Annotated in this window: 15 protein-coding genes; 7 read left to right on the top strand and 8 right to left on the bottom strand. The window is 48.8% G+C overall.

What is annotated here, in order from left to right; translation table 11 throughout:
* Positions 1-162: 162 nt before the first annotated feature.
* Entirely contained in the window at positions 163-1437 is a 1275-nt protein-coding gene (locus tag DRJ53_RS03760) for a cation:proton antiporter (protein ID WP_114234447.1), read from the top strand.
* 58 nt (positions 1438-1495) lie between these two features.
* On the opposite strand, the gene DRJ53_RS03755 is transcribed toward DRJ53_RS03760, so the two are convergent.
* The 3 genes from DRJ53_RS03755 to DRJ53_RS03745 all read right to left on the bottom strand — a co-directional run bounded on the left by DRJ53_RS03755 (position 1496) and on the right by DRJ53_RS03745 (position 5410).
* Positions 1496-2062 (bottom strand): sugar O-acetyltransferase, encoded by a 567-nt coding sequence (locus tag DRJ53_RS03755; protein ID WP_114234211.1) that lies wholly within the window; start codon positions 2060-2062, stop codon positions 1496-1498.
* A gap of 281 nt (positions 2063-2343) precedes the next feature.
* Complete coding sequence (locus DRJ53_RS03750; protein ID WP_114234210.1) at positions 2344-4722, bottom strand: M1 family metallopeptidase; 2379 nt, start codon at positions 4720-4722, stop codon at positions 2344-2346.
* Positions 4723-4834: 112 nt separating this feature from the next.
* Positions 4835-5410, bottom strand: a complete 576-nt coding sequence (locus tag DRJ53_RS03745) for a HupE/UreJ family protein (RefSeq protein WP_114234209.1) — start codon at positions 5408-5410, stop codon at positions 4835-4837.
* 150 nt (positions 5411-5560) lie between these two features.
* On the opposite strand from DRJ53_RS03745, the gene DRJ53_RS03740 reads away from it, so the two are divergent.
* The 3 genes from DRJ53_RS03740 to DRJ53_RS03730 all read left to right on the top strand — a co-directional run bounded on the left by DRJ53_RS03740 (position 5561) and on the right by DRJ53_RS03730 (position 11469).
* Positions 5561-6082 (top strand): DUF6702 family protein, encoded by a 522-nt coding sequence (locus DRJ53_RS03740; RefSeq protein ID WP_114234208.1) that lies wholly within the window; start codon positions 5561-5563, stop codon positions 6080-6082.
* Positions 6083-6123: 41 nt separating this feature from the next.
* The gene (locus tag DRJ53_RS03735; RefSeq protein WP_114234446.1) at positions 6124-6432 is read left to right on the top strand and encodes a DUF202 domain-containing protein; all 309 of its coding nucleotides are present in this window, start codon (positions 6124-6126) and stop codon (positions 6430-6432) included.
* Positions 6433-6627: 195 nt separating this feature from the next.
* On the top strand, positions 6628-11469 hold the full coding sequence (locus DRJ53_RS03730) for a PKD domain-containing protein (RefSeq protein WP_162303794.1): 4842 nt from the start codon (positions 6628-6630) through the stop codon (positions 11467-11469).
* 51 nt (positions 11470-11520) lie between these two features.
* On the opposite strand, the gene DRJ53_RS03725 is transcribed toward DRJ53_RS03730, so the two are convergent.
* From DRJ53_RS03725 to DRJ53_RS03710, 4 genes are all read right to left on the bottom strand, one after another.
* Positions 11521-12921, bottom strand: a complete 1401-nt coding sequence (locus DRJ53_RS03725; protein ID WP_114234206.1) for an MBL fold metallo-hydrolase — start codon at positions 12919-12921, stop codon at positions 11521-11523.
* A 211-nt stretch (positions 12922-13132) separates the two neighbouring features.
* Positions 13133-13657, bottom strand: a complete 525-nt coding sequence (locus DRJ53_RS03720) for a YdeI/OmpD-associated family protein (RefSeq protein ID WP_114234205.1) — start codon at positions 13655-13657, stop codon at positions 13133-13135.
* A gap of 166 nt (positions 13658-13823) precedes the next feature.
* Complete coding sequence (locus tag DRJ53_RS03715) at positions 13824-15119, bottom strand: hemolysin family protein (RefSeq protein ID WP_114234204.1); 1296 nt, start codon at positions 15117-15119, stop codon at positions 13824-13826.
* A 132-nt stretch (positions 15120-15251) separates the two neighbouring features.
* The gene (locus DRJ53_RS03710) at positions 15252-15857 is read right to left on the bottom strand and encodes a phosphatase PAP2 family protein (protein ID WP_123893343.1); all 606 of its coding nucleotides are present in this window, start codon (positions 15855-15857) and stop codon (positions 15252-15254) included.
* 184 nt (positions 15858-16041) lie between these two features.
* Here DRJ53_RS03710 and DRJ53_RS03705 point away from each other — a divergent pair, with 184 nt between their 5' ends.
* The 3 genes from DRJ53_RS03705 to DRJ53_RS03695 all read left to right on the top strand — a co-directional run bounded on the left by DRJ53_RS03705 (position 16042) and on the right by DRJ53_RS03695 (position 20803).
* Positions 16042-18048 carry an LTA synthase family protein gene (locus DRJ53_RS03705; protein WP_162303793.1) on the top strand — a complete coding sequence of 669 codons (2007 nt, stop codon included), beginning with the start codon at positions 16042-16044 and terminating at the stop codon, positions 18046-18048.
* A gap of 106 nt (positions 18049-18154) precedes the next feature.
* The gene (gene glmM / locus DRJ53_RS03700; RefSeq protein WP_114234445.1) at positions 18155-19546 is read left to right on the top strand and encodes a phosphoglucosamine mutase; all 1392 of its coding nucleotides are present in this window, start codon (positions 18155-18157) and stop codon (positions 19544-19546) included.
* Positions 19547-19606: 60 nt separating this feature from the next.
* Entirely contained in the window at positions 19607-20803 is a 1197-nt protein-coding gene (locus DRJ53_RS03695) for a cysteine desulfurase family protein (RefSeq protein WP_114234201.1), read from the top strand.
* 611 nt (positions 20804-21414) lie between these two features.
* Here DRJ53_RS03695 and DRJ53_RS03690 read toward each other — a convergent pair.
* A complete protein-coding gene (locus DRJ53_RS03690; protein ID WP_114234200.1) occupies positions 21415-22398 on the bottom strand; it encodes a helix-turn-helix transcriptional regulator in 984 nt (327 codons plus the stop codon).
* Between the last annotated feature and the right edge of the window lie 7 nt (positions 22399-22405).

The raw sequence follows: 22405 nt of genomic DNA, 5'->3' as shown, positions 1-22405 counted from the left end.
AGGGTGGGGCAGCGGCGAAAATTAATTAAAAAACAGTGCCCGGCCGCAGCTAAGTGTTTGCACGCATTGCGTGGCGCACAAAACCGTTTTTTTCAGAATGGTTACCTTCGCGGCCAGCGCTACGCTGCCACCGAACCACTTTTTTCACCAAACCATTTGTGCATGGAGTTATACTATTCCTTTTCAATGTTGATTGTGCTTGCTTCTCTTTTTGCTTACATCAATCTTCGTTTTCTGAAACTGCCATCTACCATCGGCATCATGTTGATGGCCATTTTCGCTTCCATCGTCATTCGCTTTTTTGGCAACACCCTTTTTCCTGAAACAACCCACAAACTCTTCAAGTTGATTTCCGAAATGGATTTCACGGAAATTTTGATGGGCGCTATGCTTAACTTTTTATTGTTTGCCGGTGCGGTACACGTCAACTTTGCTGACCTGCGCCAACAACGCTTGCCCGTGCTGGTGTTCTCTACCATCTCTGTTATATTGTCCACCTTTGTTATTGGCGGAATTCTATTTTATATCACCCCGCTGTTCAATGTGGAGCTGCCTTTTTTGTATTGCCTGCTGTTTGGTGCGCTTATTTCACCTACCGATCCGATTGCTGTTTTAGGTATTTTGAAAAAGGCAAAAGTGAGCAAAGCGTTGGAAACGAAAATCACCGGCGAATCGTTATTTAACGATGGCGTTGCGGTAGTGTTGTTTGCCGTGATTTTGCAACTAACGCAAACCGATGATGCACAAATTTCGCTGGGTTCCATTTCATGGCTGCTGGCTAAAGAAGCCATCGGCGGATTAGCGCTGGGTGCGGTTTTGGGTTATACCGCTTCCAAGGCAATCAGGAGCATTGATGATTATATCGTATCGGCACTCATCACACTTTCTGTAGTGATGGGTGGTTACCTTATTGCACATTCCATTCATATTTCCGGCCCGCTTACCATGGTGGCTGCTGGTTTGCTCATTGGCAACTACGGAAAAAAAGTGGCCATGACGCCACTCACCAAAGATTACCTCACCAAGTTTTGGGAATTGCTCGATGAAATTTTGAATGCGGTGCTGTTCTTGTTCATTGGCTTCGAGTTGTTGCTGATCCCGGACTTTGAAACGTATTGGGTAATCTCCGTAGTGGCAATCTTCATAGTTTTGATTGCCCGTTTCCTCTCCATTTTTATTCCTTCGCTTATTGTGCCGTTCAAGCCGAGGCTTACCCGCGGATCGCTGACGATGCTTGTTTGGGGCGGTTTGCGTGGCGGTGTTTCCATTGCATTGGTATTGTCGGTCAACAACGGGGTCTACAAAGAGTTGCTACTTGAAATGACCTATTTCGTAGTGGTGTTCTCGATTGTAGTGCAAGGATTAACGGTGGGTAAAGTGGCCAACCGTGTGCTGGTCAAACCGGTTCGTAAGGTATCGGTACCCGAACATGTTTAGATCTGCTTTGTAAATATTAAATGGGGTAAAAATGATCGCACATTTTTACCCCATTTTTTTATGCTTCTTTTTCAATTGGCCTGATAACCCGGCACGGATTGCCTGCGGCAAAAACATCGGCGGGAATATCTTTTGTAACCACGCTTCCGGCACCAATTACCGACCGGTCGCCAATGGTGACGCCAGGGCAAATAACCGCGCTGCCACCAACCCACACGTCGGCACCAATGGTGATGGGTTTGGCAAATTCAAGCCCCGTGGCTCTTACCGCCGCATCCATCGGGTGGGTTGCGGTGTAGATCTGCACATTGGGACCAAACAAAGTTCTGCTGCCGATTTTTACCGCACAAACATCCAGCACCACGCAGTTAAAATTGAAAAACACTTTTTCGCCCAGCTCAATATTATACCCGTAGTCGCAGTAAAAAGGGGGCTGTATCCACAAACCTGCACCGGGGCTAGGAATCAATTCTTTCAACACATCGGCCCTTTTCTCAGGCTCATTTTCTGCCGAGTCGTTAAGTGCTTTAATCAGGAGCCTTGTCTTTAAACGATCTGCTGAAAGCTCGGGATCCAACGCATCATATAGTTCACCGGCAAGCATTTTTTCTTTTTCCGTTCGCATGGTAAAAATTTATGGGTGAGGGTAATTTGCTGCTAACGTTCTTTCAGCGAATGCAACTGTATTTTTTATTACACGTGAAGATGTAGAGAAAAATGCAGTTGCAAACATGCTGCGCAAAAGGTAGGAAGAGTATTCAAAAGTCCACATTGCATTTTATGTAAACGCACATGCAGTCGTTTAAAAATGATACATGCAATAACCAATGCATTTGATACAACTTCTTAAATAAACAAAACCCCCGCAATATGCAGGGGCTTTGTTCTATGGAGCGTTTTTTAAAGCTAGAATCCTTTTTTCTCCTGTGATTTTTGCATTGGGTTGATGCCGGTGCTTTGACCGCGAACAGCGGCTTGCTTTTGCTTGAACACCTGGAACCTGTTGGGTTCGGTAGCAGTAGCGCCCCAACTGTTGTTGCCTTCGTTGATGTCGGCAGTTTCACGCATGGGGTCCAGCTTAATAGAAGCCACTTCTTTGTCTTTCATAAAAGCTTTCACCACTTTGTTCTCATTGTAGCGCCAAACTTGAGCAGGGATGCGGTCAATTTCTTTAGTGCCATCTTTATAAGTCCATTCAACAATTATTGGCATTACCAGGCCGCCTTTGTTGCTGAAATGCAATTCGTAAAAATGCTTGTTGGCCCATTGCTGGCGGGTTGCATCATCAAGCGGCTCCAGCGAAGCAGGCACTTCAATTGAGTAGCGGGTGCTGTCGTAAGGCTCTTGGCCACGGGCATAGCGCCAGTAAAAATCGCGCAGGCTGGTATCTACATCTGTTTGGAAACGGATCGACTTGTCTTCGCGGTTGCGCACCTTGCTGATGTCTTCAAACGAATTCAACTGCGGGCGGGCAAGGGCCTGCGTAACAGTGGTGTCGCGGAAACGCGGCGAAGTGGCGTTGAGGTCTGCTTTTGCATAACGAACGCTGTCCAGTGCGATGTCGGTAACATCGGTGCTGTAAAACCAGCCTCTCCAGAACCAGTCGAGGTCTTCTGCAGAAGCATCTTCCATGGTGCGAAACAGGTCGGCAGGCGTGGGGTGTTTGAATGCCCAGCGGCGTGCATATTCTTTAAATGCATAATCAAACAACTCGCGGCCCATGATGGTTTCCCGCAAAATATTGAGGCCGGTTGCAGGCTTTGCGTATGCGTTTGGACCAAAGCCAATGATGTTTTCCGAGTTGGTCATGATGGGCTCCAATTGGTCTTTGGGCAGCTTCATGTAATCGGTAATGGCAAATGCAGGTCCGCGGCGGCTGGGGAATTTATTGTCCCACAGTTCTTCTGCCAGGTATTCTACAAAAGTATTCAGGCCTTCGTCCATCCAGGTCCACTGGCGCTCATCGGAGTTGATGATCATGGGGAAGAAGTTGTGGCCCACTTCGTGGATGATCACACCCAGCATGCCATACTTCGTGCCTTCGCTGTACGAGCCATCACGTTCGGTGCGGCCGTAGTTAAAGCAGATCATCGGGTATTCCATACCGTTAGCTGCTTCCACGCTTTGCGCAACAGGGTAGGGGTAAGGGATGGTAAACTTCGAGTAAGTTTTAATGGTGTGTGCTACTGCTTTGGTGCTGTATGGGCGGTACAGGCCATAAGCTTCTTTGCCGTAAAACGACATGCACATTACTTTCTTGCCTTCAACAGTAATGGGCATTGCATCCCACACAAATTTGCGGCTGCTGGTCCATGCAAAGTCACGAACATTGTTGGCATTGTAGATCCATGTTTTGGTAGCATTGGTGCCTTCTTTTTCGTTGGCCTTTGCTTCATCAAGGGTTACAATTTCGACAACGTCTTTCGCGGTTTGCGCTTTTTGCCAACGCGCCATTTGCGGCGCCGACAATACTTGTGCATAGTTTTGGCACTCGCCGGTTGAGCCTACCACGTGGTCGGCAGGAACGGTGAGCTGCACTTTAAAGTTGCCGAAAGTGAGGGCAAATTCGCCGCGGCCGGTGAACTGCTGGTTTTGCCATCCGCCAAAGTCGCTGTACACACACAGGCGTGGGTACCACTGGCTCATGGTAAACAGGTAGTTTTTGTCTTCCGGGAAAAACTCGTATCCACCACGGCCGCCTTCTTTCATGCGGTCGGAAATTTTGTAGTTCCAATCTACGTTAAACACGTATTGCTGTCCCGGCTTCAGCGGCTGGGGCAGATCAATGCGCAGCATGGTTTTGTTAAGCACCGAGCGGAGCGGCTTGCCGGCAGCATCGGTGAGTTTGGTGATGTTGATGCCGAGTCCGTTGTCGCCTTTTTGCGCCATGCCTTCCAGCGCCTGCACCGATGTTTGGCGGGGCAGGGCGTTGCTGGTTTGGTAATTCGCGTTTTTGGTGGAGCTATGTTCGTTCTCATCCAGCTGCAGCCACAAGTAAGTGAGCACATCCGGCGAGTTGTTGAAATAAGTGATGATTTCCGATCCTGTAAGTTTCAGGTTCTTTTCATCCAGCGTGGCCTTGATGTTGTAATCGGCACGCTGCTGCCAGTACTTGGGGCCTGGTGCACCTGAAGCCGTACGGTATTCGTTGGGCGTCGGCAGGATGGAACCCAGCTGCTCAAACTTGTTGGCGTGGTTTGAGTTGGGGTTGTTTTGTAAATTTTGCGCCAGCACGGCTCCGCTGCAAACGGAAGCCAACCCGCACAAAAAGAGCATTTTCTTCATGTGGTCTTCTTATTTGTATGTGTTTTGCAATTTAACGAAAGGGCGCCCTTTTGCCCTAAAAGATTTTATGAGCGGTAGGGGCCCAATGGGAAAAATGTTTATAATTAAATACTCAAGGAATCCGTTCCAACGCCATCTGCAACGATAGGCTAAACACAGCGGCTGATAAAATGAGCACCCACTCGCGGCGGGGCACCCGCAGCATTTGCACAAACAGAAATGCCGCCAGCAAAATAAGTGCAACGATGATGATCTGCCCGGCTTCAAGGCCTACATTAAAACCAAACAAGGCCCATCCAAGGTTTTGATCTATTGCCAATACAAACCGCAGCGTGTTGGCAAAGCCCAAACCATGGATTAATCCGAAGAACAAGGCCAGGAAATAATTTAACCGGATGGCGCGGTGATCGAATTTTCTTTGAAACAGGTTGAGGAAGGCCGTGAGCACGATGGTGCAGGGAATCAGAAACTCTACCCACGCCGATGAAACCGAAAGGACGTTGAGTGTGCTCAGCGCTAAAGTAATTGAGTGGCCGATGGTAAAAGCAGTCACCAGGATCAACACTTTTTTCCAGTCGGAAGGCAGGTACACGGCCGCCAGTACCAATACAAAGAGGATATGGTCCAGCGCATCCCAGCTCATGATGTGTTCCCAACCCAATCCGAAATAAAAACTAAAATCATTCATGCCCTATGTTTTAAAAAGGCGCTTTGTTTTTTTACGCCCAATAAAATGATCATCGCCTGTTGGTTGTCCTTGCAGGAGGCGAGGACGATGTTTTTAACAACACCGCGTCAAAATAAACTACACTTTTGTATCCGGAAAAATAATCATTGCATGAAGCTGCTGTTTGGCAAATGGATCTTGTTGCTGTTGCCTGTTTTATGGATCGGGAGCAGTGCGCATTCGGTAAAAGATGTGCATCCATTTTACGTGAGTGTTACCGAGATCAACCACAACGCGGCTGAAAAATCATTGGAAGTTGTGTGCAAGGTTTTTGTCGACGACATGGAAGATGTGTTGAAAAAAAGCTTCAATACGCCGGTTGACTTGTCGCAGGCAAGCCAGCAGGCGCGTGCCCAGAATTTACTGAACCAATACGTACAACGCCACCTGCAGGTGCAGGCCAACGGGAAACCGGTGACCCTTCAATTCATTGGGTTTGAAAAAGACAGTGAATCGGTGTACTGCTACCTCGAAGGCGCAAACATAGCCAGCGTCCAGAAGCTGGACATCACCAACGGCTTGCTGCACGATCTCACTCCGGACCAGATTAACATCATGCACGTAACGGTGGGCGGCAAGCGCCAAAGTACCAAACTGGATTTCCCGGCAAAGCAGGCCCATTTTAAATTTTAATGCCTTCGGCAACGCTTTTGCATGCCATTGCAAAAAGCCGCATGCAACAGCTGCTACCACCAACCGTCAATAAAGACTTAATTCTGCGGGAAAACCTTGCCATTGAACGAACAGTAATGGCCAACGACCGCACTTTGCTTTCATTTATCCGCACGGCGCTTTATTTTTTTGTGGCCGGTCTTTCGCTGGCCGAGTTGCTCACGCTGGATTACGAGTTGTGGCTGGAGCTGCTTTGCTTTGTTGCAGGCGGCGCCATTCTTATCATTGGCATTGCTAAATACATCCAGCAGTTGGGCAAGATCAGGGAAAGCCGCAGAATGGTAGGGAACTATGTGGGCGGGCAGGGCTAATAGCGCTTGTTATGATGATATAAATCAGTTTCAGTGTTTTGCCCAATAAGAAAAATACTTATTTGTCGATGTTTTTCGGCTCAAACGTTTTCGGAATGGTAGGTGCATTGTACCTTGCCCATACCAATTCCTATGCAATCCAAATCCTATTATCCAAACCCTGCCGGGCTGCGGCATGCATTGATATGTGCATGCATGTTATTGTTTGCACCCGGTTTATACGCACAGCTTTCCGCCGATTTTTCCGTGGACCGAACTTCTGGCTGTGCGCCATTTACCGTTATTTTTTCCAACAAAACTAAAGGGGCCAGCCCGCAGGCACGCTATGCGTGGAACTTCGGGAACGGCAACACATCAGCGCTGCAATCGCCGGGTGCAACCTTTCGTACGGCACAGACCTACACCGTTACGTTGACCGTTACCGACAAGGGTGTGGTGGCAACAAAAAGCCAGCAGATTACGGTCTATAAAAACCCGGAAGTCGCGTTTTCGGTGTCGGCAGCAAAAGGATGTTTGCCGCTGCAGGTCGACTTTCGCAGTACGGCCACTGCTGGCGATGGCAACATTGCGTCCTACCTCTGGGATTTTGGCGATGGTGCTGTAAAAAAAGGTGAAGATGCCGTGCGGCATACCTACAATTTTGCGCAAAAAGCGTCGGTGAGCCTGACGGTGACCAACCAATACGGCTGTTTTACCACCATTGAAAAACCTGCGGCAGTGAACGTGCTGCCTGCCGTAAAAGCGGATTTCAGCGCCGACAAAACCCTGCTTTGTAGCGAAGGCGAAGCGGTGCAGTTTACCAATAAATCTACCGGCGCAACGGGACTGACTTATCAATGGAACTTCGGCGACCAAAAAGCATCTACCGCCGCCGACCCAAAACATATTTATGAAGAAAAAGGAACTTACAGTGTTGGCTTAAAAGTTTCCAGCCCCGATGGTTGCACCGCCGAAAAAGTGGTGGCAAACCAAGTGAATGTGGGCCAACTGACTGCCACCATGCAGGTGCCGCAAGTAGTTTGTGTGGGCACACAGGCCAATTTAAAAGCGGCCGTACAACCCGCTGCCGATTCTATTGTGTGGACGCTGGATGACAACCGCCGCATGACCGGCGCCAGCATCAATGCCACCTTTGCCACACCCGGGCTGCGCACTGTTCGTTTTGTGGCGTACAGCGGCGGCTGCGCACAGGAAGTGGCGAAAGAAGTGCTGGTGCAATCGGCTCCTGTTGTGAAAGGTTTTATCAAAGATGCGTCGGCCCTATGCCAGTTGCCGGCTGCATTAAATTTAAAAGACACTACCACCGGTGCCACCAAATGGCAATGGAAAATTGGCAACCTGCCGGTAGTGGAAGGACGGCAAGTGGCGCCGAACATTACAGAGCCGGGCATTTACGGTGTGCAACTTTCAGTTACCGGCGCAACAGGATGCGTGGCCGTGGTTAAGGATACAGTTTTGGCAGGCAAGCCCGATGTAACCATTAGAGCCGTAAATGCGGCGGGCTCCGGCACCGAAGGTTGCATTGGCATGGCCCTCAATTTTTCTGCAGTTTCAAATGTCGCAATCACTGATTACAAATGGGATTTTGGTGACGGAAACACAGCAAGCGGCGCAACACCAAAACATGTTTTTAATAAAAGCGGTAGGTTTACTGTAACGCTGCAATACACCACTGCTGGCGGCTGCCTGGAAACGGTGTCGCTGCCGAACGTTGCGGTTTACTCCAAACCAAAAATTGATTTTGTTGGCCCGAAAGGAGCTTGCGGCAGCAACCCGGTTGGCTTTACCGCCACAACCGATACTGCGGTAATGCGGTATTACTGGTATTATGGTGAAAACACCAAACCACAGGTTACCACCAGCCCCAACACCGACTACAAATTTATGGACCCCGGTTTGCACACCATTAAACTGGTAGCCAACAACGGCGTTTGTGCCGACTCGGTGATCAAGAAAGATTTTATCAAACTGACGCCTCCTTTCCAGTACATGGAAAAGGCATTGGTGGATTGCATTGGCGACCGCAAAACGGTTTCATTTCCGGTGTTTGTGCATGCAGAGAGAATGACCTGGGATTTTGGCGATGGCACTACCCAAACGATAGATGCACCAGCGCTGCGTAAAGTATATCCCTTAAAACACACATACGGCCGCCCCGGCTATTATAAAGCGGTCTACAAAAGTTATATGGATGGCTGCGAGGCCCGCGATTCTGTTTCGTTTTATGTGTCGCCAAAAGAACAGCCTTCCATAGCACTGGATAAAAGCATGATCTGCCCAACCGATACCTTGGGCATTGAGGTAACAGTTCAAGTTCCCGCTGCCGGTTTTACCGTACACAAATTGCTGTATGCCGATGGTAGTGCCTTCACCGGGAAAACAAGCGTGGTGGCCACTTCCGATAAATCCAAAGCCCGGATCTTAGCTTGGGGTTTTGACGGCGCTAAAAAAGGACTCCGGGCTATCATTCAATGGAATGTTTCCAATTGTTTCGATACTTCTGCGCTGGTTGATGTGCGCTATTCTACGCTCAATGCTAAGATCAGTGTTGCAAAAAAAGCATTATGCCTCGGCGAGCCAGTGCTTGTGTCCGATGCATCGATTGGAAAGGTAAATAAGTGGGAATGGGATTTTGGCAACGGAAACACAAAGGTGCTTGATGCAAAAGCGCCGGTGTCATTTTCGTTTGACCTCACGGGTTACCACCCGGTGCAATTGCGGGTGACGAACGAAGATGGCTGCGTTGGCTCTGCCAGGTTGGACAGCATTAAAGTAATCGATGTGACTGCCGGATTTAGCATGGCCGACACAGTGGTGGGCATCAACACGGCGGCAATATTCACCAACACCTCTAAAGCTTTCCCCGAATCTGCTATGCAATATCAGTGGTGGTATGAGGGCAGCACAAAAACGGCGAAAACTACCAACCTGTCATATACCTATAAAGAGACCGGTGTAGATACCATCAAACTCGTGGCCCGCACAAATGGTGAAGGTTGCACCGATACGTTGGTGAAATCATTCAAAGTGGTCAACTTCAATGCACGTTTTACTTACACTGCAGCATACATCAACGATAATGCATGTCCGCCCATGCTGGTGAAGTTTAAAAACCTGTCGAAAGGCACCAGCAAAAACCTATGGCATTTCGGCGACGGCAGTACCGCTCAAAATGTGGACCTGCCCGAACACGTGTACCGCAGCGGCGGCACATACACGGTTACGCTGTACACTTACGGCGCACAAAACCGCGTTGATTCGGCTTCGGAAGAAATTGTGGTGAAAGGACCAAGCGCTAAGCTTAGCGCAGACAAGTTTTTTGGTTGCCTCGACCAGCGGGTTACGCTTTCCGCCGAAGTGGAATCGGCGAAGAATTTTTACTGGGATTTTGGTGATGGCACTGTGCTGCACACCCGCGACACATTTGCCCGCCACCATTACCAAACCGCCGGCGTGTACCGCCCTGCACTGGTGATGAGTGATTCGCTGGGATGCTCTGTGGGTGTGGGTTTACCTAATCCCATCATCATCGATAGTCTGGCGATCTCTATTCAAAACAATGCAGCGCTTTTGTGCGATGCGGGCAAGGTTTCCTTTTCACCAAACGTAGTAAGCGTGGCCGCCGATGAACTGGGCCAAAAGCTGGCGTATCGCTGGCATACCACTACCGCATCAGATACTACCAGTAACCCGCAATTCAATTTTGCAGGCGCCGGCAAACATGTAATCCTGTTAACGACCACTTCGCCGTATGGATGTACGCAGCAAACAACTGATACGATCATTGTGCAGCAAACGGTGAAAGGTGCGATTGAAGGCAAAGGCGAAGTTTGTGTAAACAGCGGTATTTCGTTTTTGGCAAAAACACCGCAAACGGTAACGAGTATGCGCTGGCTGATGCCGGATGGCGTGCTAGGTAACGAAACAAGCAGCCCGGTGCAACAGTTTGCAAAAGCAGGAACTTACCCGGTGAAATTGGTGGTAAACAACCACGGCTGCCTGGATACGGCAACCTTGAAATTGCAGGTACACGGCCTGCCCGAAATTCAACTCAAACGCCGTTCGGAAAGCATTTGCCTGGGACAATCGGTGCAGTTGCAAGCGGCAGGTGGCGTGTCGTATAAATGGGAAGGCGTTGTATCGGCACTGGGCGAACAAACCGTTGCTAACCCGGTCATTGCGCCGGTGCAGAATATGTGGTACCGCGTATTTGTAAAAAATGCACAGGGTTGCGAAAACAAGGATTCTGTTTTTGTAAAAGTGCACCAGCCTTTTAAAATGGAGGCGCCGAAAACCGTGGTGGTGTGTGCAGGCTCGGAAACCATTTTGGAAGCAAAAGGCGCAGCTACCTATCATTGGAGCGGGCCCGCCGGAACATTGGCCACAACAACAGGCAGCCAGGTTAAAGCAAAACCTTTTGCAACTGCGCCGTATACAGTGGTGGGTACCGATAGTGCCCATTGCTTTACCGATACGGCCATCGTAAAAGTGCAGGTGGCAGCATTGCCTTCGGTAAAAACCGGGCCCGACCAAACTTTGCTGACTGGCTCTGAAATTACGCTGTCGGCAAAGGGCAGCAATGATGTGGTAAGCTACCAATGGTATCCAGCCGATTATTTGAATTGTGCTACCTGCCCGCAAACAGTTGCGACGCCACGCAAGGCCATTGATTACACTGTGACGGTGCGGAACAACTTTGGCTGCATTGCCAGCGATACCATCCGGTTAAGCCTGCAATGCACCGATAGCCGCATATTTATCCCCAATGCATTTACGCCGGATCAGAACGGTTTGAATGAAACATTTTCGGTTCGTGGCCGCGGTGTTACTATAGTCAAATCGATGCGGATATTTGATCGTTGGGGTGGTGTTGTTTTTCAATCAAACAACACCGGATTTGAAGACCGCAGCGGTGCCTGGGACGGCAACATTGGCGGTAAAAAAGCGCCGGTTGGTACTTATGTTTATGTAACCGAATTGATTTGCGATACAGGCGAACTGATCGTGAAAAAAGGAACTGTTACCCTGATAAGGTAACAGCATATAGGAATGGTACAAATGGCCTGCAATGTGCAGGCCATTTGTTTTTTATAAAGTGTACTCGGCATGTGGAGCCGGTATTTCTATTGCTTCAAAACCCTTTCGCTGCAGGCGTTCGGCAAATGCTTGTTGTACTTCATGCTCACCATGCACCAGAAATATTTTTTTTACTTTATCGGCTTCCTGGCAACTAATAAACCGGCACAAATCATCCGTATCGCCATGGGCACTTAGCGATGTAAGTTTGCCCACTTCGACGCCCACCGCTTCGGCTTCGCCAAATATCTCCACTTCTTTTGCACCGCTTAATAACTGGCCGCCCAAAGAGTTTGGGCCGCAATAACCAGCCAGCAAAACCGTATGTCGGCCATCGGCCAGGCAGCCGCCAATATGATGGCGTACCCTGCCTGCATCGGCAGTGCCCGATGCTGAAATAATGACACAAGGTTCTTCGAGGTCCACGAGTTTGCGGCTGTCCTCCACAGATTCCACGTAAGCCAGTCCGTCAAAATGAAACGGATCGTCGTCGATTTTCAGAACCTGTTGTAAGCGATCGTTAAAATCGGAAGTGTATTGTTTTATCGCAGCCGTTGCTTTTAGCGATAGCGGGCTGTCCACAAATACTTTTATTTCCGGCAGTCGCTTTTCCAAGCTCAATTGATTGAGTGCATATAAAATTTCCTGCGTTCTGCCTACACTAAATGCGGCGATCACCAGCTTGCCACCTTTTTGCACACAAGTAGTCTTGATCCATCGGCCCAAGTCATCCACATGCCCGGCCGTAACATCATGAAACGAGTTGCCATAGGTGCTTTCCATGATGATGTAATCTGCTTCGGGAAATGGCGCCGGCGGTTGCAGCAGCACGGAACGGTAGCGGCCCACATCGCCGGTAAAACAAATGCGTGTTTGTTGGCCTCCTTCCGTAATGCGTAGGTTGATGGCTGCCGAACCAACGAGGTGGCCGGTGTTGGAAAACATCACTTCAACATCATCGGCCGACGAAAACCATTCACCGTATTCAATGGTTTGCATCAGGCCAATGGTCGTTGCTACATCTTCATTGGAGTAAAGCGGCTCGTAAGGAGTTTTGCCTGCTTTTTCACGGCGCCGGTTGATGTATTCAATTTCGTATTGTTGAATTTCTGCGCTATCGTACAACAAGATTTCGGTAAGATCCTTCGTAGCGGGAGTGCACCAAATGGTGCCGGTAAAACCTTCCTTTACCAGTTTGGGCAACAGGCCGGTATGATCGATGTGTGCATGCGATAAAATAACGCAATGAATGGAAGAAGGCTTGAAACCAAAATGTTCGTTCAGATCGTCTGTTTGTTTACCCATTCCCTGAAACAGGCCGCAATCCAGTAATATGCGGGTGTCGTTGTCAAGCGTAATGAGGTGTTTGGAACCCGTTACTGTTTGGGCCGCGCCATGAAAAGCAAGCTTCATTGATTATCCTCTTTTTTATTGCCAGTTTGTGAATAGAGCCAGGAAAATAAGCTGTGCATATTTCATACCATTTGCCACTGCGCAAATTGGGGCATTGAGGAAAAAACGATGGTGAGGAATTGTGCGTGGTTGAATGCAACAGAGTTCAAAATAAAAAGCAGCTAGTTTTTGAAATAACGGCAATCAAGATTTGCTTCAACTAGTGGATATTTTATTTCATCCCCAGCAAATCGCGGTCGCGTTTGCCGTCGCGGATCATCTGGCCAAAATCTTTTTTCAATACCAATGCATTGATGGTTTCGGCCACCCGTTTTGTTTTGTTGCTGTCGGTTTTAGCGCTGTCGATCCAACGGGTGAAATACAATTGGTGCGATTGCGCCAAAGAAAAAAAGTAAGCTTTTGCTTCGGGTTCTTCCTGCAGGCACTCGAGCAGCATGGTGGAAACCTTGGGCAGCTCCGGATCCATTTCCATAGCCACTTTTACTGTCTCGCCCTGAAACTTTTTGATTGCCTTGCGCATGGTTGCATTCACTGCAAAAATAAAATCGCCGCCACCCATCGGTACCAATGCCACACCTGCAAATGCGTAGTGGTCCATTTTGCCGCGAACCCTGTAGGCTTTTTTCACACCCGGGTTCAGTTGTTCGGCAATGGCCGCGGGCACTTCAAAATAAGTCCATCCCGACTTTTCGCCCATTTGTTCAAACTTCTTCAGCAAGGTGGTAAAATGGATCATGGATTGTTTTCAATTGTTGGTTTGATGTTCGTGAAGTGACTCGTTTAATCCACTAAAAATAAAATTCTTGTGTACTTGATCGCTCAATTTATTTACTGTGCATCCGCATTTTTTTAATAGAAAAACCGGAAGCTAAGTTCCGGTTTCACTATTTTAAAAAGTTGATTTATTCTTCCTCCATCGACTCCAAAATTTCCTGGCTGGGCGTTACCAGCACTTTGTCAATTCGGTGTCCATCCATATCCATGATCTCGAACGTAAAACCGCGCCACTCCAGCTTGTCGCCGGTAACCGGGATGCGCTCCAACTCGTGCAAAATGCAACCGGCAAGCGTATCAAATTCCTGGTCTTCTTCGTTCAACCAATCGGTTTTATCAAAGCGGCTCAGGAAATTGTAAAACGGAATCTGTGCATCTACCAGCAGCGAGCCGTCTTCGCGTTCCACAATGGCGTAGTCGTCGATGTCGGTTTCGGGCAGGTCGCCAACAATGGCTTCCATAATGTCGTTCATTGTAATCATGCCTTGCACGGAGCCGTATTCATCCACAATAAAGCAGCTTTGTTGCTTCGATTCCTTGAACTTTTCCATTACTTGGTACGCCGTGTTGTTTTCAGGCACAAAAAGGGCAGGCTTCATCATCTGGCCAAACTTGGTGTGGTCGTTGGTTACATACAGGTCTTTAATGGAAATGATGCCTTTTACGTTGTCGATTGCACCGTCGCAAATGGGGTACACCGTATGCGGGTCGGTAAATATTTTTTCGCGGATGCGCACTTCTGTATCGTTCACATCAAACCAAATAATATCGCTGCGGTGCGTCATCAGCGAAGTAATGTTGCGGTCGCCCAGATGAAATACCCGCTCAATGATTTCCTGCTCTGCTTCTTCAATAGCGCCGTGTTCGGTGCCTTCCGAAATAATGGCTTTGATTTCTTCTTCCGTTACCTGGTTGTCGCTGGCCTTTATGCGAAACAGCCGCACAAATAGCGTTGACGATTTACTCAACAACCAAATAAAAGGGTAGGTGATGATGCTGAGGATCCGCATCGGCTTGGCCATTATTTTGGCAATGGCTTCGGGCCGCGACATGCCCAGCCTTTTTGGCACCAGTTCGCCGAGAATCAGCGAGAAATAAGTAACAACAATAACGATCAATGCCGTAGCCAAGCCTTCGTTGAATGTTTTTTCACCGAGGTAGGAGTCGAGAAATTTTTTAAAATCATCCGTCAGTTTTTCGCCGGAATAAATACCGGTGAAAATGCCGATAAGGGTGATGCCGATTTGTACAGTAGAAAGAAATGTATCGGGATTATTGGCCAGTGCCAGCGCTTCTTTGGCGGCTTTGTTTCCTTTGTTGGCCTGGGACTCCAGCCGTGCTTTACGAGCCGATACCAAGGCAATTTCCGACATGGAAAACAAGCCATTGATAATAAAAAGCACGAGCAATATAAAGATTTCCATTTAGGGGTTAATTAGTAAAAAAATAAGGGCAAAAGCCCCATCCTAAGCTATCAGCTTTTGCTGTTTACCTGCAAGCCTTTTGCCACGTTATGTGCAAACATTGTTTAAACGGGGCGGTAAGTCGCAGTGGTTTTAAACTGCTAATTTAATGGTTCCCGATTTGTTGTTGAAAAAGGTTGCTGTCAACAATCCTGCCAGCACACCCAGCAATGCACCGCCCAGGATATCGCCAGGGTAGTGCACCCCCACATAAATCTGTGCATAAGATACCAAAAAGGCCCAGAGGTAAAATAAATAAATCCAACGCTTGAAGGTGGGGTACATGGTGGCACTCACAAACGTAGCCACGCCAAAATGGTTGGCGGCATGGTTTGAGGTAAAACTAAATCCGCCCGAGCAGGTGCGCACCAGCAGGCGTACATTATGGAAAAACTCCGGATCGCGGCAGGGGCGCAGCCGCTCAAAACCTTCTTTAAAAACACGGTGGCCTACCATGTCGGTAATGGCTAGCGTGCATAAAAAGGCAATGCTCCACCAAAAACCTTTTTTGCCATAATTGAGCAGCATAAACGACACCATGAGCAGGTACAAGGGTGCCCAAAAAACAGGATCGCGGAAGTAAGGGAGAATGAAATCAAATACCGGATTGGTCCACCCGCTGTTGAGTTGCTGGAACAACTGCTTGTCCCAGTTTACCAGGGTTTGAAAAAAGGTGGCCAGTATTTCAACACGCAACATGCGGCAAATGTAAGCTAAATGGTACCACTCGTCTAATAAGCCGGTGCCGATGGCGTTTTTGTCGTTTTTTTGCAATAAACTGAAAATGTCAGGGGTTCAAGGTCCGAACTGAGGAGAATATACTGCTCATCTTCGGACCTCGGACGGCTGACATCGGACATTCTCATTTGCCATGTTAGTAAAAATGAAGTTGCCCAAAACCCTGTTGTGGGTGGTAAACCTGTTGGGCATTTTTATATTGATGTTTACGTTGTTCCGGCTGGCTACGTTCGTCGCCTTTCGCCCCGAAGGTGAGCCGGTGGACCATCTGTGGCCAACATTTTGGCTGGGCCTGCGCTACGATCTGCGTTGGATCGGGCTGGTTTTGCTGCCCATTGTGCTTGTGAGCCTGCGGCCCGAATATTCGCCGTTTTACTCCCGACGCAACACCCGCATCTGGACGGCCTACCTGGCCGCAGCCACTTTTTTTGTCATTTTTTTCTTTGCTGCTGACTTCGGCTGTTTTTCTTATAACAAAACAAGACTCAATGCTTCGGCGCTCAACTTTGCCGAAGATCCGGGCATTTCGGCCGTAATGCTGTGGCAAAGCTACCCAATGGTGTGGCTGATCCTGGCGTTGGTGTTGGCCGTGGTGTTGCTCCAATGGATGTTTCAGCGAACGCATTATTATGTAACTGCCCATACCGATGGGCGCCGGATACGGTACCGTCGATGGCCTTTCCTGGTGGCATTGTTGCCGTTAGCGATCGCCGTTTATGGCAGGGTGGGGCTAAAACCACTCACCTGGAAAGAAGCTTTTGTGTTGCAGGATAGTTTCCGGTCGTACTTAGCGCTGAACCCGCTGCAGAACTTTTTTACCACGCTTAAATTCCGGAAACCAGATGTAAACGATTCCAAAGCGCAACAGGCATTTCCCGTTGTGTCCGAATGGTTGGGTAAGGAAATACCTCTGCAAAATGTGGTGCCCACAGCGCCAGCAGCATCGCAGTTGGGCCTGCAGCAACCAAATATAGTGTTGGTGCTCTGCGAGTCGTTCAGCATGTACAAAAGCAGCATGAGCGGAAACCCGCTCAATACCACGCCTTATTTCGATTCGCTGGCGCAGCGCGGCTTGTTTTTCGAACGCTGTTTTACCCCGCATTTTTCCACAGCCCGTGGCCTGTTTGCACTGCTCACCGGCATTCCAGATGTACAATTGTCAAAGTTCAGTACCCGCAACCCCGAAGCGCTGCAGCAACATACCATTATCAACGATTTTAAAGGGTATGAGAAATTGTACTTTTTAGGCGGCAGCCCTAAGTTCAACAATTTTGAAGGGCTGCTTAGTAATATTGAAGGCCTCCAAATGCACGCCGAGGGCAGCTTTAAGTCGAAGCCGGTAAATGTGTGGGGTATTTCCGACAAAGACCTGTTCCTCGAAGCCAACAATGTGCTGGCGCAAAAGAAGGCGCCATTTTTTGCCATCATCCAAACAGCCAACAACCATCGTCCGTTTGCCATTCCTGCGGCAGATACGCTGGATTTTCCGCCTGTTAAACTGAGCCTCGATTCGCTCAGGCATTTTGGTTTTGAATCGGAAGGCGAGTACAATGCATTCCGCTATGCCGATTATAGTTTCCGCAAGTTTATGGAGGCTGCGCAGCAAGAGCCCTATTTCCAAAACACGGTGTTTGTTTTTGTGGGCGACCATGGCGTTTCCGGAAATGCACGGGCGGTTTATCCCGAGCTTTGGACCTCCGAACGCCTGACCGATGAGCATGTGCCCCTGCTGTTTTATACGCCGGGTAAAACTTTGAGTGAAAAACGAAGCGAAGTGGTTTCTCAAATAGACGTACTGCCCACCATAGCTGGGTTAGCCGGCATTTCTTATAACAACACCACGTTGGGCCGCAACTTGTTGCAACGCAATAAAAAGAATGACCATGCCTTTATTATTTACCACGATGAAGGGCAAATAGGCATCGCTACCAATGATTTTTATTTTACCAAAAATCTCAATTTCCAAAAAGAAGAGGTGCATCCGATGCCGGGCAGGAATTTTACCAACGCGCAGGTAGACAGCATCCGGCAAAAACTTTCTGGCGTCACCACTGCCTATTACGAAACGGCCAAGTGGATGCTGCTCAACAATAAGCCAAAAAATAACATAGCGGCAAAGCCGGGCCTGGCAACGGGCCGGCCGTCGAAATAGGGAAAACCGACTGCGGAATCTTGCGCCAATTTGCGCAGCTTTGGACTTAATCCGGAAAAAACAGCCAGCAAACTCGTATTTTTGCCACCCAAAATTTAATTATTTCGTGGCACTGATTAAGAGCATTTCCGGTATCAGAGGTACCATTGGCGGCAAGCCCGGCGAAACCCTTTCCCCGATCGATATTGTAAAATTTACGGCCGCCTACGGCAGCATTTTATGCGAAAACCGCGAGGATAAAACAGTTCCGGCCCGGATCGTTCTGGGTCGCGATGGCCGTATTTCCGGTGATATGGTGAGTGCGCTTGTGAGCAACACCTTGGTGGGCCTGGGTGTCGAGGTAATTGACCTTGGTTATTCCACCACGCCAACTGTGGAGATTGCTACGAAGCTCGAAGGCGCAACTGGTGGCGTTATTTTAACCGCGAGCCACAACCCAAAAGAATGGAATGCTTTGAAGCTGCTGAATAGCGAAGGCGAATTTATTGACGCCGCAGTTGGCGCCGAAGTACTGCGGCGCGCTGAAGCCGGTGATATCCAATTTGCTGCAGTGGAAAAGCTGGGTAAAATCGTGGCTGCCGGCGACTACCTGCAAAAACATATTGACCTGGTGCTGGAATACCCGCTCATTAACCGCGATGCCATTGCGGCGAAAGGTTATAAAGTGGTGGTTGATTGTATCAACTCGACTGGTGCATTGGTGGTGCCGCAGTTGCTGAAAGCATTGGGCGTATCGGAAGTAATTGTGCTGCATGGCGACAACAGTGGCCGTTTTGCACACAACCCCGAGCCGCTGCCCCAGCACCTCACCGCGTTGAGCAACGAAGTGGTGAAGCAAAATGCTGATTTTGGTATTGCCGTTGACCCCGATGTTGACCGCCTTTGCTTTGTTTGCGAAGACGGTTCTATGTTTGGCGAAGAATATACATTGGTGGCTGTGGCCGACTATGTATTGCAGCACCGCAAAGGCAACACCGTGAGCAATATGAGTAGCACCAAGGCGCTAAAAGAAATTACCCTGAAAGCCGGCGGTGAATATTTTCCATCTGCTGTTGGTGAAGTAAATGTGGTGCAGCGCATGAAAGATGTACAGGCGGTGATTGGTGGTGAAGGTAACGGCGGCATCATTGTACCGGACTTCCATTATGGCCGCGATGCGTTGATTGGCATTGCGCTGTTCCTGTCGCATTTTGCAGGTTTCAAGAAAGGCCTGAAATCGTTCCGCGGCAACTACCCCGACTATTTTATTTCGAAAAATAAAATTGAGCTGGAGACCGGCCTGGACGTGGGTTTGATCTTTGAGAAAATCCAGAAAAAATACAAGAACAATCCAATTAATACAGAGGACGGGCTGAAGATCGAGTTTGATACCGACTGGGTGCACCTGCGTACGTCAAACACCGAGCCCATCATCCGCATTTATGCCGAAAGCTCGTTTGAAACGACCGCGAATAATATTGCCAACCGGCTGATGCAGGACATCAGGGAAGCGATATAAGGCAATGCATCGCCTGCCATTGAATCTGTTTTCCACTTTTGTATTGTTCAACACAGCACCATGAATGACATTTCGCTAACAGCGCCAGTAAATAATGTAAACGCTACCGGCACGGGCAAGGCCGCTGTTACCCGTATTTACCTCGATAATGCGGCCACTACGCCACTTGATCCGCAGGTGCTGCAGGCGATGCTGCCTTATTTACAGGACCATTTCGGCAATCCTTCTTCCATTTATTCGTACGGCCGCGAAACAAGGCTGGCGATTGAAAATGCACGGAAGTCGGTAGCAAAAGCCCTGGGTGCCCGCCCCAGCGAAATCTTTTTTACCAGCGGCGGCACCGAAAGCAACAACACCGCCATAACCGCTGCCATCCGCGACCTGGGTTGCCGGCATATCATCACATCGCCCATTGAGCACCACGCGGTGCTGCACACAGTGGAGCATTATGCGGCGGCAAATGCGGTGACGCTGAGCATGGTTCGGTTAACCAGCGACGGTAGTGTGGACCTGGCCGACCTGGCTGCACAATTGGAGGCGAAGAAAGCCGAAGGCGTGCAAACACTGGTCACACTGATGCATGCCAACAATGAAATTGGTACGCTGCTGCCGCTGAAAGAAGTGGGCGCCATTTGCGAAAAATTTGACGCTATTTTTCATTCGGATTGTGTGCAAACGGTTGGGCATTACCCGCTCAACCTTGAGAATATTTTTGTTCATTTTATTTCTGGTGCGGGACACAAATTTCACGGCCCGAAAGGCGTGGGTGTTTTGTATGTCAGCAACCGTGTCAGCATCAAGCCATTTATTTTTGGCGGTGGCCAGGAACGCAACATGCGGGCAGGTACCGAGAATGTGTACGGCATTGTAGGTTTTACGAAGGCGCTGGAATTGTTCATGGCGCATTATGAGCAGGACAGCGCTTATATACTGGAGCTCAAAAAATACATGGCCGACCGGCTTCGGGCAACCATTCCCGGTGTACGGTTCAATTGCTCGAACGATGGGCTGTACACGGTTTTGAGTGTTTCTTTTCCAAAGTCTGAAAAGGCGGAATTTTTGCTGTTCAACCTCGACATCAATAATATTTGCGTATCCGGCGGTTCGGCCTGTTCGTCCGGCGCCAGTGTGGGTTCGCATGTAATTTCAGCGCTGCACCCGGAAACAGATTCTGTGACTGTTCGTTTTTCTTTTTCGAAGTTTAACACGAAGGAGGAAGTGGATTTGGTGGTGGGTAAGTTGCAGGAGTTGTTGTGAGTTGAATTTTATTGTTCAGTGGAGCCTAATTTTGATAATGATGCGGATGCAGTTAATTAAATAAATAATCAATAGCCACAAGGGATAGCCTTTGTGGCTTTTCTATTTGCAGTTGAATGCCTTTATGTCTTGGAGTTGGTTTTCGCAAATGTCATGCTGAGCGCAGCGAAGCATCTGAGTATTGCAAGCGTAAAATTGTTGTAAGCTCAGATCCTTCCTTCGGCAGGATGACAGGGTCAATAGCGTGATTTGTAAGTGAAAGTATTAGAAAGAAAGAGCATGATTCCATGGTGACGCGGACAATTATCGCAGTCAGTGTCTGTCATGCCGAACTTGTTTCGGCATCTCATTCTGATTTGATAAACCCTGCAAAAAGAAGGGGATGCCGAAACAAGTTCGGCATGACAGGTAAAAAATTGCAATGGTTTACTACCGATGCAATGGTAAAGGGCAATAGTATTCTTGAACGTACAAGTGTGCGACGCAACAGAGGCCGAGTAGTAATATTGCAGCTGGTTACGTAAAAACAAAACTGCCACACTAATCAGTGTGGCAGTTTTGGTAAGTTTCATCTTGTTTGCAAAGCCGGAGTAAATGGGCATTGCACTAAACTATTTCCCCTCCCGCAGCACTTCACTAGGCAGGCGGCCAAATTCTTTTTTAAAGGCAAGCGTAAAGTTGCTGAGGTTGGAATACCCCAAAGTGTAGCCCACATCTTTGATGGAATGGTTGCCGGTGAGCAGCAGCTGCCGGGCCTTTTGCATGCGGTATTTTTGAAAATATTCGTAAGGCGGCAAGCCAAACACTGCCTTGAACACCTTTTTCAATTTCGATTCGCTCATGGCAAACTGCCGGCTCATTTCGCGGATGGTGGGCGGCAGCACTGTTACATCTTTGGTGAGCAGCGTTTCAATGCGGCGGGCGGCCATGATGTCGCTGCGGGAAAGCAGTTTCAGTGCCGGGTGCTGTTGCATTTCGTTGTACAGCCAATCGAAAAACACTTCCACCAGCCGGAACATCTTATTCTGGTAATACAACAGGGGTTGTTCCTGGTCGGCAAGAAGTTCGGAAGTAAGGCCTTTTGATTCGACATCAATGGTTTTTTGCCAAATGCCGCCGGCTTTCAGTTTAATATACTGCTCCAGCATGTCGTCCTTTTCAGGGGCACGCAGGTATTTGCGCAGCCAGTCGGGGGTGAGGTACACCCGCAGGCCTTTCAGGTTTACGTTTTGCTGGAGCGCCAAATCCCAATCCAGCAGGGAAGAGGTGAGGTATAGATAAGCGTTGCGCTGGTCGGGGGCTTCAAATGAATCGTTTTCAATGGTCACCTGCATGCCCGTGGGATCAGCTACTTCATCGTAATTGAGTGTAAAGAACTCGGTATTCTCCTTTTCCCGTTTCAACAGCATTTCCTGGTGAAAGGTCATATCATATACAAGGGCGTCGATCCCTTCAAACGAAAATGCCTTCATAAAGCCGCTGCCCATTTCTTCGGGCAGCCGCATTACCTGGTTGGTGGGCGTAATGCCCAGAAACCGGGTAAACTCGTCCAGAAAAGCATTGTAGGAGGTGAGCTTGTAGGTGAATATTGTCATTGAGTTC

Origin of the sequence: Paracnuella aquatica (genome assembly GCF_003332885.2) — a bacterium.
Classification (GTDB): Bacteria; Bacteroidota; Bacteroidia; order Chitinophagales; family Chitinophagaceae; genus Flavisolibacter; species Flavisolibacter aquaticus.
The sequence above is the reverse complement of the archived record's forward strand: the minus strand, read 5'-3'. Positions and strand labels throughout refer to the sequence as shown.